This window comes from Paenibacillus ilasis (assembly GCF_043195395.1).
Taxonomy (GTDB): domain Bacteria; phylum Bacillota; class Bacilli; order Paenibacillales; family Paenibacillaceae; genus Paenibacillus_AQ; species Paenibacillus_AQ lautus.
This window is the reverse complement of sequence record NZ_JBHDJG010000003.1, coordinates 486,783-502,266: the sequence shown is the minus strand read 5'-3', so window position 1 is coordinate 502,266 and position 15,484 is coordinate 486,783. Positions and strand designations below refer to the sequence as shown.

The 15,484-nt window shown below is 52.1% G+C and carries 16 protein-coding genes and 1 pseudogene; 16 read left to right on the top strand and 1 reads right to left on the bottom strand.

Annotation, left to right across the window (positions count from 1 at the left end; translation table 11 throughout):
* Window positions 1-2 precede the first annotated feature (2 nt).
* Genes ACETK5_RS26430 through ACETK5_RS26415 form a run of 4 tightly spaced genes read left to right on the top strand, consistent with a single transcriptional unit; the run spans window position 3 to window position 1,191 of the window.
* Complete coding sequence (locus tag ACETK5_RS26430) at window positions 3-608, top strand: DUF2087 domain-containing protein (protein WP_326117329.1); 606 nt, start codon at window positions 3-5, stop codon at window positions 606-608.
* Complete coding sequence (locus ACETK5_RS26425) at window positions 609-788, top strand: sigma factor (protein WP_394058809.1); 180 nt, start codon at window positions 609-611, stop codon at window positions 786-788. It begins immediately after the preceding gene.
* A complete protein-coding gene (locus ACETK5_RS26420) occupies window positions 782-904 on the top strand; it encodes a hypothetical protein (RefSeq protein WP_394058807.1) in 123 nt (40 codons plus the stop codon). Before ACETK5_RS26425 ends, ACETK5_RS26420 begins: the two co-directional genes overlap by 7 nt.
* A 35-nt stretch (window positions 905-939) precedes the next feature.
* Window positions 940-1,191, top strand: coding sequence for an RNA polymerase sigma factor (locus tag ACETK5_RS26415; RefSeq protein ID WP_394058805.1), 252 nt, complete (start codon window positions 940-942; stop codon window positions 1,189-1,191).
* On the opposite strand, the pseudogene ACETK5_RS26410 reads toward ACETK5_RS26415, so the two are convergent.
* Window positions 1,143-1,381, bottom strand: a pseudogene (locus ACETK5_RS26410) (recombinase family protein); the annotation flags it as partial. The gene ACETK5_RS26415 and the pseudogene ACETK5_RS26410 overlap by 49 nt on opposite strands.
* A 166-nt stretch (window positions 1,382-1,547) precedes the next feature.
* Here ACETK5_RS26410 and ACETK5_RS26405 point away from each other — a divergent pair.
* From ACETK5_RS26405 to ACETK5_RS26350, 12 genes are all read left to right on the top strand, one after another.
* A complete protein-coding gene (locus ACETK5_RS26405) occupies window positions 1,548-2,207 on the top strand; it encodes a TetR/AcrR family transcriptional regulator (RefSeq protein ID WP_394058803.1) in 660 nt (219 codons plus the stop codon).
* 112 nt (window positions 2,208-2,319) lie between these two features.
* The gene (locus ACETK5_RS26400) at window positions 2,320-3,456 is read left to right on the top strand and encodes an alpha/beta hydrolase (protein ID WP_394058801.1); all 1,137 of its coding nucleotides are present in this window, start codon (window positions 2,320-2,322) and stop codon (window positions 3,454-3,456) included.
* 585 nt (window positions 3,457-4,041) lie between these two features.
* Window positions 4,042-4,305, top strand: coding sequence for a B-box zinc finger protein (locus ACETK5_RS26395; RefSeq protein ID WP_326117326.1), 264 nt, complete (start codon window positions 4,042-4,044; stop codon window positions 4,303-4,305).
* Between the two features lie 65 nt (window positions 4,306-4,370).
* The gene (locus ACETK5_RS26390) at window positions 4,371-5,159 is read left to right on the top strand and encodes a prolipoprotein diacylglyceryl transferase family protein (RefSeq protein ID WP_100540466.1); all 789 of its coding nucleotides are present in this window, start codon (window positions 4,371-4,373) and stop codon (window positions 5,157-5,159) included.
* 17 nt (window positions 5,160-5,176) lie between these two features.
* Window positions 5,177-6,592 carry a radical SAM protein gene (locus ACETK5_RS26385; RefSeq protein ID WP_076322754.1) on the top strand — a complete coding sequence of 472 codons (1,416 nt, stop codon included), beginning with the start codon at window positions 5,177-5,179 and terminating at the stop codon, window positions 6,590-6,592.
* Window positions 6,593-6,715: 123 nt separating this feature from the next.
* Window positions 6,716-7,849, top strand: a complete 1,134-nt coding sequence (locus ACETK5_RS26380) for an SGNH/GDSL hydrolase family protein (RefSeq protein ID WP_394058798.1) — start codon at window positions 6,716-6,718, stop codon at window positions 7,847-7,849.
* 233 nt (window positions 7,850-8,082) lie between these two features.
* On the top strand, window positions 8,083-9,141 hold the full coding sequence (locus tag ACETK5_RS26375) for a LacI family DNA-binding transcriptional regulator (RefSeq protein WP_394058797.1): 1,059 nt from the start codon (window positions 8,083-8,085) through the stop codon (window positions 9,139-9,141).
* 7 nt (window positions 9,142-9,148) lie between these two features.
* Window positions 9,149-11,038: a sensor histidine kinase gene (locus ACETK5_RS26370; protein ID WP_394059105.1), complete on the top strand. Its 1,890-nt coding sequence runs from the start codon at window positions 9,149-9,151 to the stop codon at window positions 11,036-11,038.
* Window positions 11,013-12,518, top strand: coding sequence for a response regulator transcription factor (locus ACETK5_RS26365; RefSeq protein ID WP_394058795.1), 1,506 nt, complete (start codon window positions 11,013-11,015; stop codon window positions 12,516-12,518). The genes ACETK5_RS26370 and ACETK5_RS26365 overlap by 26 nt, the downstream gene beginning before the upstream one ends.
* Window positions 12,519-12,632: 114 nt before the next feature.
* Window positions 12,633-13,517, top strand: coding sequence for a carbohydrate ABC transporter permease (locus tag ACETK5_RS26360; RefSeq protein WP_100540470.1), 885 nt, complete (start codon window positions 12,633-12,635; stop codon window positions 13,515-13,517).
* A complete protein-coding gene (locus tag ACETK5_RS26355; RefSeq protein ID WP_100540471.1) occupies window positions 13,514-14,344 on the top strand; it encodes a carbohydrate ABC transporter permease in 831 nt (276 codons plus the stop codon). Before ACETK5_RS26360 ends, ACETK5_RS26355 begins: the two co-directional genes overlap by 4 nt.
* Before the next feature lie 36 nt (window positions 14,345-14,380).
* Entirely contained in the window at window positions 14,381-15,337 is a 957-nt protein-coding gene (locus tag ACETK5_RS26350; RefSeq protein WP_394058792.1) for a glycoside hydrolase family 113, read from the top strand.
* Window positions 15,338-15,484: the final 147 nt, after the last annotated feature.

The window sequence follows — 15,484 nt, the reverse complement described above, 5'->3', positions numbered from 1 at the left end:
CCATGCAATTGGATAAGGTAGTTAGTTATCATAAGGCGCTTGCAGATCCGACGCGAATTAAAATGCTGATCCTGCTAGCCGAAGGCGAATTGAACGGACAGGTTTTGGCCGAGAAGATCGGTGTCACGCCGGCAACGATCACGCACCATGCAGCGAAGCTGCGGGAAGCGAGCCTGATCAAAGAGCGCAGGGATAAGAACACGATCTATTTCTCGTTAAACCATTATTTCATCAAAAATAGTGCAACTGCTACGGAAAATCTAATCTACCAAAGAGTGAGGCCCGAGGGCGTTCCGGAGCGCTTGGAGGAAGAAGATCAGCGGACGAGGGACGCTGTTGTGAACAATTTTTTCACTTCCGAAGGAAAGCTGAAGAGCATCCCTGCCCAGCTGAAGAAGAAACTTATCGTGCTTACGCATTTGGTATCCCGGCTGGAGAAGGGACGGAAGTACACCGAGAAGGAAATCAACGAGTTTATTCAGGGTTACCATGAGGACTTTGCGACTCTTCGCCGGGAGTTCATCATGCACCATTTCATGTTCAGGGACAACGGGGTGTATGAGCTCAATCCGCAAGAGATGTGGGCACGGTGGGAGGATCTATCCTAAATGAAGGAGGATTCACTGCTATCCCAACAACGGATAGAAGATGCTAAAGCGGGGGATTTTGAAGCTTATCGGATGATTGTCAATCAGTATTCCAACCCCCTGCTATCCGTTGCATACAGTGTACTGGGGGACTTCCACGAGGCTCAGGATGCCGTACAGGAGGCGTTTTGCATATGCTGAACGATCCTGCCAAGCTTGGCAGCTGGCTATATGCGATTGCGCACCGGACCAGCCTCGATTTTGCCAAAAAGAAGCAAGCGAAAGCTCCCGCTGCACGAAACGGCTCCATCATCTGACATTATCACGCCCTGGCTGGAACAATATGTGATCCATGATTCCGTCTGGGGGGGCCTTGCAAGAATTGGAGGAGAAGAGTAAATCCGTTGTCGTGCTGCACTACTTAAGCGAGTGGTCCATGAAAGAGATCGGACAGTTCCTTAACATGTCGGTATCTGCGGTTGAAAGCCGAATACGACGTGCCAGAGAAGTCTTAAAGCAGCATCTTGCCCGTGACTTCGAGCATTATTTCCATACCCCCAGTGGAATTTTTTTATCCATCGTAATATTTTCCTGCAGTCTATAAAAACTAATCCCTTTTTCATTCAGATCATTAACAACACTTATAAGTTCCTGCATGTTTCTTCCAAGTCGATAATCGCCAAACAACGATTGTGTCTCCGCTTCGAACAAAATCTAATGCCTCAGTTAATCCATCCCTTTTCTTTTTAACTCCACTCCCTTTATCTACAAATTCTCTCACAACCAAAGGTCATATAAAAAAACGAAACAACTCCATTAACTTATCTCTTAGGAAGGATAATGTTCTATGCAATGGTTTTAATCTTTTATATGGATATTAATATTTCAATACGACTTGACATGTGAATGGATTATCGGTATGGTGTGAATGAGTTCACACTTCACATTAAGGAGTAATCTATGCCAAAAAATTCGTTCTATCGTTTAGATGAAGCAAGGCGCGAGGAGATATCTAATAACGCTATGCATCTTTTTGTTGATAATCTTTACGAGGATATAACTATGAAGATGGTTTTGGATAGTTTGTCCATGCACCCCGGAACATTTTATCGGTATTTTGAAGACAAAGATGACCTTTATTGTCTCTTAATACGTAATGTGACCCAGAAAAGAGCTGCGTATTTCAATAACAGTCATGAAGATTCCCTTTTCCGATTTTTCCTTACTGGCTTATTAGGTAACGTTAATGGCATTGTGACCGAGCCACTGAATGAGTTGGAAATCAAACTCACTGAAACACTCTTACACATTCCCGAGAACATTCTACTTAAAATATATCTAAATGTGTTAAAGGGCGAGTCGTTCCCCTTGATCAAGGACATTTTACGCCGAATGAGGGTTGATGGATATCTCCGACCTGATATTGACGACGACCTGATTTCTTTTATGTTTGAGTCAATGCAGTTTAATTTAGTCATGTTTTTTAGGGAATTCGGTATTAAGGACTCTAAGCTGCAATTTAAGATTAGCAAGTACTTTGCTGATTTTATGGGTCACGGGCTGCTTGAAGATCATAAATATTCTGAAATGGTTAGCGATATCAAGAAAGCCAGGGAGTAGATATGATTCACTGAAGCTAGGATGTAATAGTTTCACCGTTTTGAAAAGTGCTCATGGCGCAGCGTATGTATTTCATATTCGCCACTTTTATTAATTAAGGGGGAACAAGTAAATGAAAACTTATGACGCATTTCCAGAACCAATTGGCGGCTATACTGTCGGTCGAACCCAGATGGATTTTGAGTACACGGCATCAGATCACTCAAAAAGAGAACTGACGGCGTTTGTGTACTATCCGTCCGACAGCAGCGAAGGTAAGGCTACATCAACGTACATGTTTCCTGAAGTCTACGAGATGTTTAATGAGCAGCCACTTCTCACTGCGTTGAAGGATGTTTTCTCTATAGATATCAAGACCCAGTGTTACGACGACCTTGCTCTCTCCGGGAAGGAAAAGCGCTATCCGGTGTTATTCTATGTTTGCGGCGGGGGCGGTTCTCCAGAATGGGGTACAGTGATCTGCACAGACTTGGCAAGCATGGGATATGTTGTGGTAAGCATCGGCCATCAGAATAGCACGATGTATAAGCGTAAAGATGGGCGCCTGTTTAATGTATCAAAGGATTTTTCGGATGTCATTTTGGCGTTTTCCGAAGATCCGGAGATGCTGGCGTTGGCTGGTAAGATGGAGATGCGGCCTGACGATGAAACTGCCATTGAGATGTGCCGTAACGTGCTTACACTGCCGATACTTGCCAAGGTAACAGAGTATAGTGAATTACAGGCAGAAGATGTAAGGTATGCAGCCGATTATCTTTACAAACTGGACTCTGGAGAGCTGAATTCCATCTTTAAGGGCAGACTGCTGCTTGACATCGGCATGGGCATAGTCGGACATTCTTATGGAGGGCCTACGACGGCGATTGTTTGCCGGGACGACGACCGGTTCGCCTGCGGGATTGGCTTGGATAGCGGTGCGTTCGGACTTCAGGACAGCGACCTTAAGAAACCCTTCTTGCTGCTGTTTTGTGAACCTAACTATAATATGAATGCGATAATTGGCGCTAACAATAGCATGGAAACCTATTATTTCTCTGTTGATCGTGCTGCGCATTTAGATTACTGCGACATCGTGTTTACCAGTGTTAATGAGGAACTCAGAGGCGAACGGGATGCTATGGAGATGCGAAATCTTGTTACAGACTATACGAAGAACTTTTTTGATCATTACTTACTGCAGAAGGCTGCAAGTGTGGAAAGTCTGGCATACGATGGCGTGGACTTGATCAAGAAGACCAGCAACAAGTGACATAACCGAGAGGTTGCTGATAAACGCATATCAAAGAGCTAGTCGTACAGACACTTTAAAAATATTCATATTGAGACCTGCCATGACTATGTCCTTTCATACTTCGCTACCTGATTGCCGTCAGCCGAAATATTATGAAAATTTCTGTTCGATAAAAGTTTTAACATACCACTGCTCACGGTACAGATGTCCTTGCAGTGCTGTTCAATATGGTCCACTACTCGGCGCGGGGATAGGTTGTAATCGTTGACAGAATAAATGTCGCTTATGGTCGAGCCGCTGGTTTTTCTGCGGATTGCAGTTCAAATTCAAGGATCTCGACGGCAACAAGTTTAATGTTTGGCAGGATGCTCCACGAGCTGACGGATAGAACACTGGAATGGATAGGCAAGCACTGGCTCGAATGGGGCAGATGGCTTGCCTTTTTATGTTGTTAACGCGAATTCGCAGTTTGGAAGCTCCAGTTGAGGTGACTGAAACTCCTCATGATCAGTGGACAACGGTCATTACGAATCTGGTAGTTTAATTCCCCGGCAACGTTTACAATAGGGAATATAAGGGTTAAATGCCAAGTGAGGTGATTGGATGGAAGTCTACCGCTGCATGAACCATCCCGAGAGGGAGGCCGTCGCTCAGTGCACGCGCTGCGGAAAGCCGGTATGCGAGGAATGCCATAATCCGGAGACGGGCCGCTGCCGCTATCGCTGCGGTGAGATGAACCCCGTTCCCGGCATGCCGGGACGGCCTAGGAACGTATGGGTGACCGTAATCGTCTCCATACTGGCTATCTTGGGCGGTCTTGCGCTGCTGCTGCTGACGATCTGCGGAGCCATACTGTTTTCTTATTAACGCACGTGTTCCTAGTTCCGACAAGCGCAATTTTCAATTCAGTTATTATTTCAAGGAGTGGACAGATGGAGTTTCCTGTTTATTTGTACCTGGGTTCCTGGCGGATTCATCCACATGTGTTGTTTGAATCGCTGGCTTACTTTATCGGCTTCCGCGTGTATTTATGGACCCGCAGGCCGAGCGGCATGACCAAGCTGATGAGCCTGCAGATTCTGGCTGGAATCATCGCTGGCGCGGCCATTGGCTCCAAGCTGCTATTTTGGCTGGAGGATCCGGCTGCCACTTGGGAACAGCTGCGCCAATTCCACCTGCTATGGGGAGGCAAGACGATTGTCGGCGGTCTTCTGGGCGGATTGATCGGCGTCGAGCTGACAAAGCGCTTGGTGGGATGGAAGCATTCCACGGGTGACGATTTTGTTTACCCGCTGATGCTGGGCCTGGGACTCGGACGGATTGGCTGTTTTCTGACCGGCCTGGATGACCATACCTATGGCACGCCGACGACCTGGTTCACAGGCGTGGATTTTGGCGACGGGGTTTATCGCCATCCGACTCAGCTGTATGAGATCCTGTTCCTGATCGTGCTGGCCTTGCTGCTGCTTCCGCTGTACCGCCAAAGCCGCGGCAGATCCACTCGCGAGGGCTACGTGTCCGGGCGGATGTTTCAATGGTTTATGGCCGGGTATCTGCTGTTCCGCCTGGTGATCGACTGGATCAAACCGACGCCGCATCCTTACCTGGGACTGAACAATATCCAATTAGCCTGCATCGCGGGCCTCATCTATTATGCATGGCTGATCGGCGGCAGAAACCGGCTTCGCCGCTTCATGCCGGGTTCCCATCTTCCAAGTTGACCAAAGGAGTCTTGATTATGCCAAAAAACCGGCCTTATCTGTATCATGAACTGACGAATAGCATATGCACGACCTGTTACCGCAAAGTGGAAGCCAAGATCATCGAGGAGAATGGCATGATCTATATGCTCAAAAGATGCCTCGTTCACGGTCCGGAAAAAGTGCTGATCGCCACAGAGGCCGATTATTACCATCAGACGCGAAAGTTTATCAAGCCGTCCGAAATGCCGCTTGTCTGGAATACGCCGATCCGTTACGGCTGTCCTTATGACTGCGGGCTCTGTCCGGACCATGAGCAGCACAGCTGCCTCACGCTGCTAGAGATCACGGACCACTGCAATCTGCAGTGTCCGATCTGCTTCGCGGAATCGTCGCCGCATCGTACCTCGTACCGGTCGCTAACGCAGATCGAATTCATGCTCGACCGGATCGTGGAGAACGAGGGGGAGCCTGACATCGTGCAGATCAGCGGTGGTGAGCCGACGACGCATCCGGATTTCTTTGACATCCTGGACATGTGCAAGAGCCGTCCGATCAAGCATATTATGGTGAACACAAACGGCATCCGCATTGCCCAGGACCGCGATTTTGCGCGGAGGCTGGCCGAGTACATGCCAGGATTCGAAATTTACCTGCAATTCGACAGCTTTGAGGCTCATGTGCTGAAGGAGCTGAGAGGGGCCGATCTGCGGCGCATCCGCCAGCAAGCCATCGATCACCTGAATGAGTTCAATATCTCCACGACACTGGTCGTCACGCTGAAGAAAGGCCTCAATGACGGCGAAATCGGCGATATCATTCAGTATGGACTTCAGCAAAAAGCGGTGCGCGGCGTCACCATTCAGCCGATTCAGGCTGCGGGCCGGCTGGAGGGGTATGATCCGGCAACCGACCGGCTGACCGTGAGCGAAGTGCGGCGGATGATCATCGACCAGTCCGAGGTATTTACGGATGCGGACATTCTGCCGGTTCCTTGCCACCCGGATTGCCTGGCCATGGGCTACGCCTTGAAGCTGGGCGGGGAAGTGCTGCCGTTGACACGGATGATCGACCCGGAAATCCTGCTCGAGGGCGACAGCAACACGATTGTGTTTGAGCAGGATCCGGTGATCCGAGGCAAAATGTTTGAGCTGCTGTCGACCGGCCATTCGCCGCAATCCTCTGCGCTTTCCCTGAAGAGCCTGCTCTGCTGTCTGCCGCTGGCGGCCGTGCCGGAGCAGATTACCTATGACAACGTCTTCCGGGTCATTATCATGCAGTTCCTGGACGCCCATAACTTCGACGTCCGTTCCGTCAAGAAATCCTGCGTCCACATCATGCATCCCGACGGACGAATGATCCCGTTTGACACCTACAACATGTTCTACCGAGACGACAAGGAAGAACTGCTGAAGGAGCTGAAGGAAGAGGTTGCCACCGCATGGGACCGGTAGGAAGGCTCTGATATTATGGCTCAATGGCTCCGAAACCGGAGCGGATGAGGCGATATAACACTTGAGAAGAAGATAAGCGCTTTGGCTTCCATTCATTCCTAACTACATAGGGAGGCGAGAATTGTGCAGAACAATGTTCCTGAACCTGAGAAGGTATCCCCTTATCAGTTGGATCAGAACATGAAGATCGAGAACCATGGAGCGGACGAACGGATATGGTATTCCCCCCAGAGGGGGCCGTTTCAGGTATCCGGATTTGGCTGGTTCCATACAGAACGCATATATCGCAGACTGCCTGCGGTACCGGATGTTTACATCCGACCTGAGGTGGATGCGTTAGCGAACTGCACATCGGGCGGTCAGATCCGCTTTCGCTCGAATTCGCGGAGCGTGTCGGTCCGCGTGCGTCTGACCGCTGGATCCGGTATGTACCACATGCCCCCAACGGGGGAGTGCGGCGTGGATGCGTATATCGGCGGCCCCGGCCATTGGCTGCATGCGGGAACGGCTCGTTTTCAGGCTGGCCAGGTGGAGTATGAGAGCAGCATATTTGATTCCGGGACAAGCGAGGCACGGTCGTTCCTCCTGAATATGCCCTTGTACCAGGGCGTCGAAGAGATATGGATTGGACTTGAACCAGGGGCCGAGGTTTGGGCACCGGAATCCTATGATTCTTCCAAAAAAGTGATTGTATACGGAACATCCATTACGCAAGGCGGATGCGCGTCACGGCCCGGCATGTCGTATACAAACATCTTAAGCCGCAGGTTTCATCTGGAGTTTATCAATTTGGGTTTCTCCGGCAACGGAAAAGGGGAGTCGGAGCTTGCGGTACTGGCGGCTCAAATTCCGGAACCCGCATGTCTCGTCATTGATTACGAGGGTAACGCCGGGAGCACTGAGTCTTATCGACAGACCTTGCCTCTATTTATCGAGACTTACCGCAAGGTTCATCCGGAGGTTCCCATCATCCTGATATCCCGCATCCGCCATGGAGCCGAGTCGTTCAAGCCGGAGATTCTCGAAGGGCGGCTTGCGCGGAAGAAGTTCCAGATGGATCTTATCCGGCAGCTGACCGAGGCGGGAGATCATAACCTAACGTTTGTCGATGGATCGGATTGGTTAGGTGATGATCCCGGGGAAACGACGGTTGACGGGGTTCATCCGACGGACCTCGGCTTCAAGCTGATGGCGGACCGGCTTGAGCCTGTGCTCAGGCAAGTGATTGGCGATAGTGCATCTGCAGCAGGGCGATAAGGCAGCTAACAGGTTCAAATGTTAGCGTATGGGTGAAGTCACATTAACGCAATGAAACGTTCATAAGCTGAATCGTTAAAGGGCCCGTTCCTGGCTGGAACGGGCTTTTGTCTGTGCCGTCGTCTAATTCAAAACTATTGATTGTTTGCCTAATAAATGGGGTGTTATGATAACAAATAGCTAATGACTATAACGAATAACGAACCGATTACGCTAAAGGATGTGTGCAGGTTATGGCTGGAAAAGTCACGATGCAGCAAATTGCCGATCATCTCGGCCTTTCAAAATTCGCAGTTTCTAAAGCGCTTTCAGGTAAATCCGGCGTCAGTTTGGAGACCCGGGAGAAAATCGTGAACGTCGCGACCCAGCTCGGCTATTTTGCCAACAAGTCGCCGAAGGCCGGAGGCAAGAAGAGCGAAACCAACGCCGATGGCAGCCAAGCCGCAAAGGAGACCGTCATCGTGCTTGTGCCGAATGTCCGTTACCAGACGCGGGATTCCCTGTATTGGGGGCGAATTATCGATGGCATCACAAGTGGGCTTGAGCTGAGGGAGACGGGGATGGTCATCGTGACTGACCAATTTAAAGACAGCTTTGCGAATCTGATTAATCCGAGCGGGGTGAGAGGCATCATCGGCGTCGGATTCATCTCGTCACAGCTGCTGCTCGAAATCCGCAGCCTGGATATCCCCTTCGTCTTGATCGATCATGAAGATCCGCTGATTCCGTCGGACTCCCTGTTCATGAACAATGTGGAGTGCATGAGACGGGTAACCAATTATCTGACGGGGTGCGGACATCGAAGGCTCCAGTTCGTGGGCAACGTACGGTTCTCGCGCAGCTTCACGGATCGTTATCAAGGGTACCGCTCCGTTCTCAGCGAGCAGGGCTTACCGCTGGATCAGATTGAGGAGCTGCTTAGCTTTGAAGGGGACAACCGCTCCGAAATGACGGATGCGCTGGAGATGATTATAAGCCGGATGGATGAGCTGCCGACGGCCTTTGTGTGCGCGAACGACTCCATTGCCATCTGCGTCATGACGGTGCTCGGCAAGCTGGGCACCAAGGTGCCCGCAGACTGCTCGGTTACTGGCTTTGACAACATTGAGGATGCGGCTTTTGCGGCCCCGTCGCTGAGTACCATTCACGTCAACAAGGAGGCGTTCGGACGCAGGGCAGTGGAGATGCTGATGAGACGAGTGGAGCAGCCGGACAGTCCGCTGGAAAAAATACTGCTTGCCGGCGACTTTATGCTTCGCGAATCCACGGCTTATGCCAAGAAGGTCGAGTGATGTGAATATGCGCGGCTACATCACCCGTCTATGGAAGGAGCGGCCGGCCGGACGCTTGGACCGGAAGCTGTTTGTGGTCTTTCTGTTTCTGATTATCCTGCCGATCGGACTCATCACGTATTTTGCGGCAGAACGCTATACGGCCACCATCGAGAACAATACGGTCGCCTACGTGTCCCAGCTGTCGAGCAAAATGATGGGCAAGCTGGACGATTACGTGACCGATATGATGAAAATTTCGATCATTCCCTCGTACCTCAATGAAATTCAGTCAGGGCTTGAGATGTCGAACCGCTACTACCAGGCCGAAGGGGAATCAAAGGAACGGGCAAGCCTGAACGAGACGGAGCTGAAGCTCCAGATTACGCGCAAGGTCGAGCGGAGCATCTATTTCATGAACAACATCAAGGAAGGCACGAGTAACGTGTACTTGTTCGATCTTTACGGCAACCCGTATTACGTGGTCAAAAGCGGAGGCAACCGCTCGAATCTGCAGCAGTATTATGACAACTGGCGCAGGCTCGCCACGGAGGCCGGCGGACGACCCGTGCTGGTCAGCACGCAGGAGATCGCCGTGTCCGCCGGCAGCAAGCAGTATATGTTCACGGTTGTGCGCGACATTATCGATAAATCGTACCATTCCATCGGCACCATTGTGGTGGATGCCAACATCGGCGTCATTGAGAACATCGTCACCGATCTGGAGGAGACCACCCACGGCACCACCTTCATCCTGGATGACAACGGGACCGTGATTTATGACAGCGAGAAGAAATATTTGTCCCGCAGCATGACCGACAATGCCGCGCTTGCCCAGGCCACCGGTCACGAAGGAAGCTTTCGTCTTGAGGTCGACGGCGAGCAGCAGCTTGTTGTTTACCGGAAATCGGAGCAGACCGGCTGGCTGATCCTGATTACGGTGCCGGAGCGGCAGCTGATGCAGGATGCGCTTAAGACCCGCAAGATTACGATCACGGCGGCTGTCGGCGTTACCAGCTTTGCGCTCATCATTTCTCTTATTCTTATTTATGCGCTGACAAGACCGCTGCGATCCATCGTCCATCTGATGAAGCAGGTGCAGACCGGCAAGCTGGATGTGGTATTCCCGGTCCGAAGGCGTGACGAAGCCTCGCTGATCGGGGTCTCGTTCAACCGGATGATGGCACGCATCAAACAGCTCATCGACGATATTTACACGATGGAGAAGCGGAAGAAGGAGGCGGAGCTGGAGCGTCTTCAGCACCAGATCAATCCGCATTTTATTTACAATACGCTGGAGACGATTCGGATGACGGCCGTCCTTCACAACGATCATGAGGTAGGGGATATGGTTCAGCTGTTAGGGCAGCAGCTCCGTTACAGCATTCATGCCGGCAGCGAGGTCGTTGAGGTGAGGCACGAGTGGGAGCATGTCAAAGCCTACATCGAGCTGCTCAATTACCGGTACGGTGAGCGGTTCGTGTTGACATTGCCGGATGATTCGGCAGCTAATTCCATTCGGGTGATGAAGCTGCTGTTTCAGCCGATCATCGAGAACGCCGTCAATCACGGCTTTGACGAGAACAAACCCTTGCTGCATCTGACCATTACCTACGCCTTGGATGGCATGAACCATGTTTTTACCGTTACGGATGACGGGTTGGGCATGTCGGCAGAAGCGCTTGCCAGGCTGCGCCGCGTGCTGGATCAGGCGCAGCCCCAAGGAACGGACGGCCGGGGAGTCGGGCTGCGAAATGTGCATGAGAGACTTCAACTCCGATACGGCAGGCCTTACGGCCTTTCCGTAGACAGCGAGGAAGGGCAGGGCACTACCGTTCGGATTACCTTTCCCGCGGAACATGTAGAAGAACCGAGAACAGGAGGACTTGCGAATGCTGAACATCGCCGTGGTGGATGATGAGGAACGGATCAGGCTGGGTCTTGGCAAGCTGATACGGGATGCAGGCGAGCAATACCGCGTCGTGGGGACGTTTGCAAGCGGACAGGAGCTGCTGGATCAATGGCATGAGCTCCAGCCTGACCTGGTCATTACCGATATCAAAATGCCGCAAATGAGCGGGCTCCAACTGATGGCGAATATCAAGCAGATGGCCAGCCATACCAAATTCGCCGTGCTCAGCGGTTACAACGATTTCGAATATGCACGGACCGCCATGCGGCAGGGAGCCCTGGAATATTTGCTTAAACCGGTCAATATGAAAGAGCTGCTGCGTATGCTGGAGAACGTCGATGAGCTGGTTAAGGGCGAGCAGAACGAGCGCAAGCTGGAGTCAGATGATCTGGTCAGCTTCCTGTTAGGCACGGATCAGCGAAAAATGCCGGAGCATCTGTTCGAGGAAGTCTGCAACCGGCTGGATCAGCAGGCGCTGTTCCACGGATATTATGCCGTGCTCCTCCTTCGCACGTTCCCGGAGATGGCGGAAGAGAGACTGCTTGCGTGGACGTCGGCTTGGGGGGCGGAGCGGAAAATTATCGGCTGGGAAGGAGGAAGGCAGGCGATCCTGGTGTCCATTGCGGAGTCCAGCCATGCGAATATGGCGAGAGAATGGGCTGCCATGCTGCTGCAGCAGCTTCCCGCGGGGACTTCGGCGAAACTCGGCATCAGCGGCGTGTTCAGTGGAAGCCGATGGCTGCCGCAAGCCTATATGGAAGCCGCGGGCGTGCTGGAGCAGGCTTGGTACAGCGACGAACGGCGCTGCTCAGGAGGCGAAGGCAGACCGCCGGTTCAGAAGGAAGAGCGCTACCGGCTTGTCCGTTCGCTGGATAAACAGCTGCTCCCGGCACTGCGTGCCGGTGAGTATACACGCTTGTCGGCCGCGGTGGACTCCTGGTTGGATGAGTTGGCTTCCCTGCGGCCAGGCTGGGCCGAGCTGAAAGAGGCTTGCCTGACCCTGGAGTCGCATGTGGCGGATGAGATGAAGCAGCGCGGCATTGGCGCAGGAGATGTGGATTGGAACCTGGAGCCGGGGGACAGCGAGAATTGGCGTTCGTTCGCGGGGAGGCTGAAGCGCGCTGTTGAGCAGGCCGCCGGGCTTCTGTATCAAGGGAAGGGTGAACATCGGGCAGTGGAGACGATCAAGGGTTATATTCAGCAGCATTATACCGAGGAACTGGAGCTTCAGCACCTCGCCGATCTGGTCTATTTGACCCCGAGCTACTTGAGCAAGCTGTTCAAGACCGAAACGGGCGAGACGATTACCGACTACTGCATCGCCGTGCGAATCGAGCATGCCAAGCGGCTGCTGAAGGAGGATCACGGGCTCAAAACATACATGGTTGGCGAGCGCGTGGGCTACCCGGACCCGGCTTATTTTAATAAAGTGTTCAAAAAAATGACGGGGAAAACGCCGAAGGAGTACCGCGATTTTGTTAGGTGACTGTTATCTAAATTGAGGACAATAAAACCAAACAAAGTCTATTATTTTTCACGGCGCTGTCTTTTATAATGATTGAAAACGGTACCATTTCATCCAGGAAGCGAGGAAGGGAACGTGTTCAATTTCAGTTATAAAACGCAGCGCTATCTTATTCTGTTCGGTTTCCTTGCCATTCCAGTACTCTTGTCCCTGACCTTCTCGTATTATCCGGCGCTATCGCTGTTGTATTACAGCTTGACGGACTGGTCGGGTCTCGGCTGGGATATGAACTTTATCGGCTTTGACAATTACGTCGAGATTTTTACGAAGCCCGAAGTGTTCAGTTCACTGAAGAACAATCTGTATTATCTGATCGGGGGACTCATCCAGGTCGTGTTTGCCCTCTATTTTGCCGTCATTCTGACGAGCAAGCTGAAGGGGAGGAACGGCTTCCGGGTCGCTTTGTTCCTGCCGTACGTGCTGCACAGCGTAGCCACGGTCATCATGTTCAAAAACGTATACCACATGGAATACGGCTCACTGAATACGCTGCTCGGCGCGCTGGGACTCGAGTCCTGGCAGCAGAGCTGGCTGGGCGATAAGGGGATCGTGAATTTTGCCCTGGCGTTCATCTCGATGTGGAAGTACATGGGGCTGAACATGGTCATCTTTATCGGGGCGCTGCAGTCGATACCGGGCGACCTGTACGAAGCGGCCTCCATCGACGGGGCATCGGGCTGGCAGAAGTTCCGTTATATCACCTTGCCTAGCATACGGGGCGTGCTGGAGTTAATGCTCATCCTTACCTTGACGGGCGCGCTCGAAGCGTTTGATATTCCGTTTGTGATGCTGCTCGGGGCTAACGATACGTCGACCTTTGTCATCAAGACGGTGGATACGGCGTTTAAGTATCAGAACTTCGGGCTGGCCTCGGCGATGGCGGTTGTGCTGCTAATTATCGTGCTGCTGTTCATTGTCATCCAGCGGAAGCTGCTGTTCAGGGAGGAGAAGCAATCATGAGAAGGGAACGCTCGATCGGCTTTACGATATTTAACTATTTCACGCTGGTTGTCGCTTTGTTTGTGGTGTTCTTTCCGATTTACTCGATCTTCGTGGGAGCGTTCAAAACCCAGGTCGAGTATTATCAATCCGGCCTTAACTTGCCCGACAATTTCTTGAACTTCGATAACTTCAAGCGGGTGATCGATATCGGGGATCTGGGGCTCGGCTTTCGCAATATCCTGATCGTATTGGTCATTTCGGTGGTCGGCAATATCCTGTTTGGCACCATGGTCGCTTATGCGGTCGGACGGTTTGAGTTCAAGATGAAAAAAGCGATCATGGGCATGTACCTGGTCGCCCAGGTCATCCCGATGGTCACGACGCAGGTAGCTACCTTCAGCGTCATCCAGAGCCTGGGGGCCTACAACACGATGTTTGCGCCGATTCTGCTGTACCTGGGAGCCGATGTGCTTCAGATCGTCATCTATCTGCAATTCGTGAACAGCATCCCGCGGGATCTGGATGAGAGCGCCATGCTGGAAGGAGCGTCCCTGTTCAAAATCTACCGTTCCATCATCTTCCCGCTGCTTGCACCGGCTACGGCCACCTTGGTCATTCTGAAGAGCATCTCGATTTACAACGATTTTTACACGCCGTATCTGTATATGCCGAGCCAGGACCTGAAGGTGGTATCTACCGCAATCTATTCCTTCATCGGTCCGAACGCGGCGCAGCTGAATGTGATCTCGGCAGGCATTCTGATTATCTTCATTCCGACGGTCGTGTTGTTCCTTTTTATGCAGCGGTACATTTTTGCGGGCGTTACGAACGGAGCAGTCAAATAACGAACACTAGACGATGAAGAAGAGGAGACTCGATATATGAACTCGACGAACACGTGGGCGGAAAAAGTATGCGGCATGACATGGGGATGGACCGGCGTGCGGGGATCCTGGACGGGGCCTGAAGCTGCGTTCTCCATGGAACGCATGGCGGAGATGAACGTGAATTGGGTGGCCATTGCGCTGTCTGCCGTGCAGTCAACGCCGCAGTCGACGGAGATTCCGTTCCGGGAGGAACCGACGGTGACGGATGATGAGGTGCGATGGGCCATCCGCAAGGCGAAGAGCATGGGCCTCAAGGTGTGCTTGAAACCAGTTGTTAATGTAGGGAACGGAACGTGGCGGGCCCACATTACCTTCTTCGACGAGGAGGTTCCGGGTGAACCGAGCTGGGCCGAATGGTTTCACTCCTATGGGGAATTCATTCACCATTATGCTGAAATTGCAGAGGAAGAGCATTGCGAGATGCTGTGCGTGGGCTGTGAGATGGTACAGGCCGACAAGCGTGATGCGGAGTGGCGAGCTCTCATTGCGGATGTCCGTAGCGTCTATGGCGGACTGGTGACGTATAACTGCGATAAATATCAGGAGGAGCGCGTGCGCTGGTGGGATGCGGTAGATATCATCTCCTCCAGCGGCTATTATCCGATCGACCAGTGGGAGGAGCAGCTGGATCGGATCGAAGGCACGGTCCGCCGATGGAACAAGCCGTTCTTCTTCATGGAAGCCGGCTGTCCAAGCCGCGAGGGCTCTGCAGCCCGCCCGAATGATTGGTCGCTGCCCGGCGGCCCGTCGGAGGAGGAACAGCGGCGGTATTATGAAGCGATGTTCGCGGCCTGCACCAAGCGAGAGTGGATGCAGGGGTATATGCTGTGGGATTGGCCGGCACGGCTGTACAGCGGGGAGGAAGCGTCTCTGAATGATGATTATTGTATGTACGGCAAGCAGGCCGGAGAGACGGTGAGGAATTATTATGCTGCCGGAATCCGGGTTTAAATTGGAATCCGTTGGGCTATCTCAGGTTAAGCCCGGTGTCTGAACAGTTAGAATAGAGGTTTAGCATCGCACCGCATGCTGCTTAACGCACGGTGCGATTTTGCTATAGAGGGGGAGATTTTCTGGAGCCTAACAAGAAAATGATAT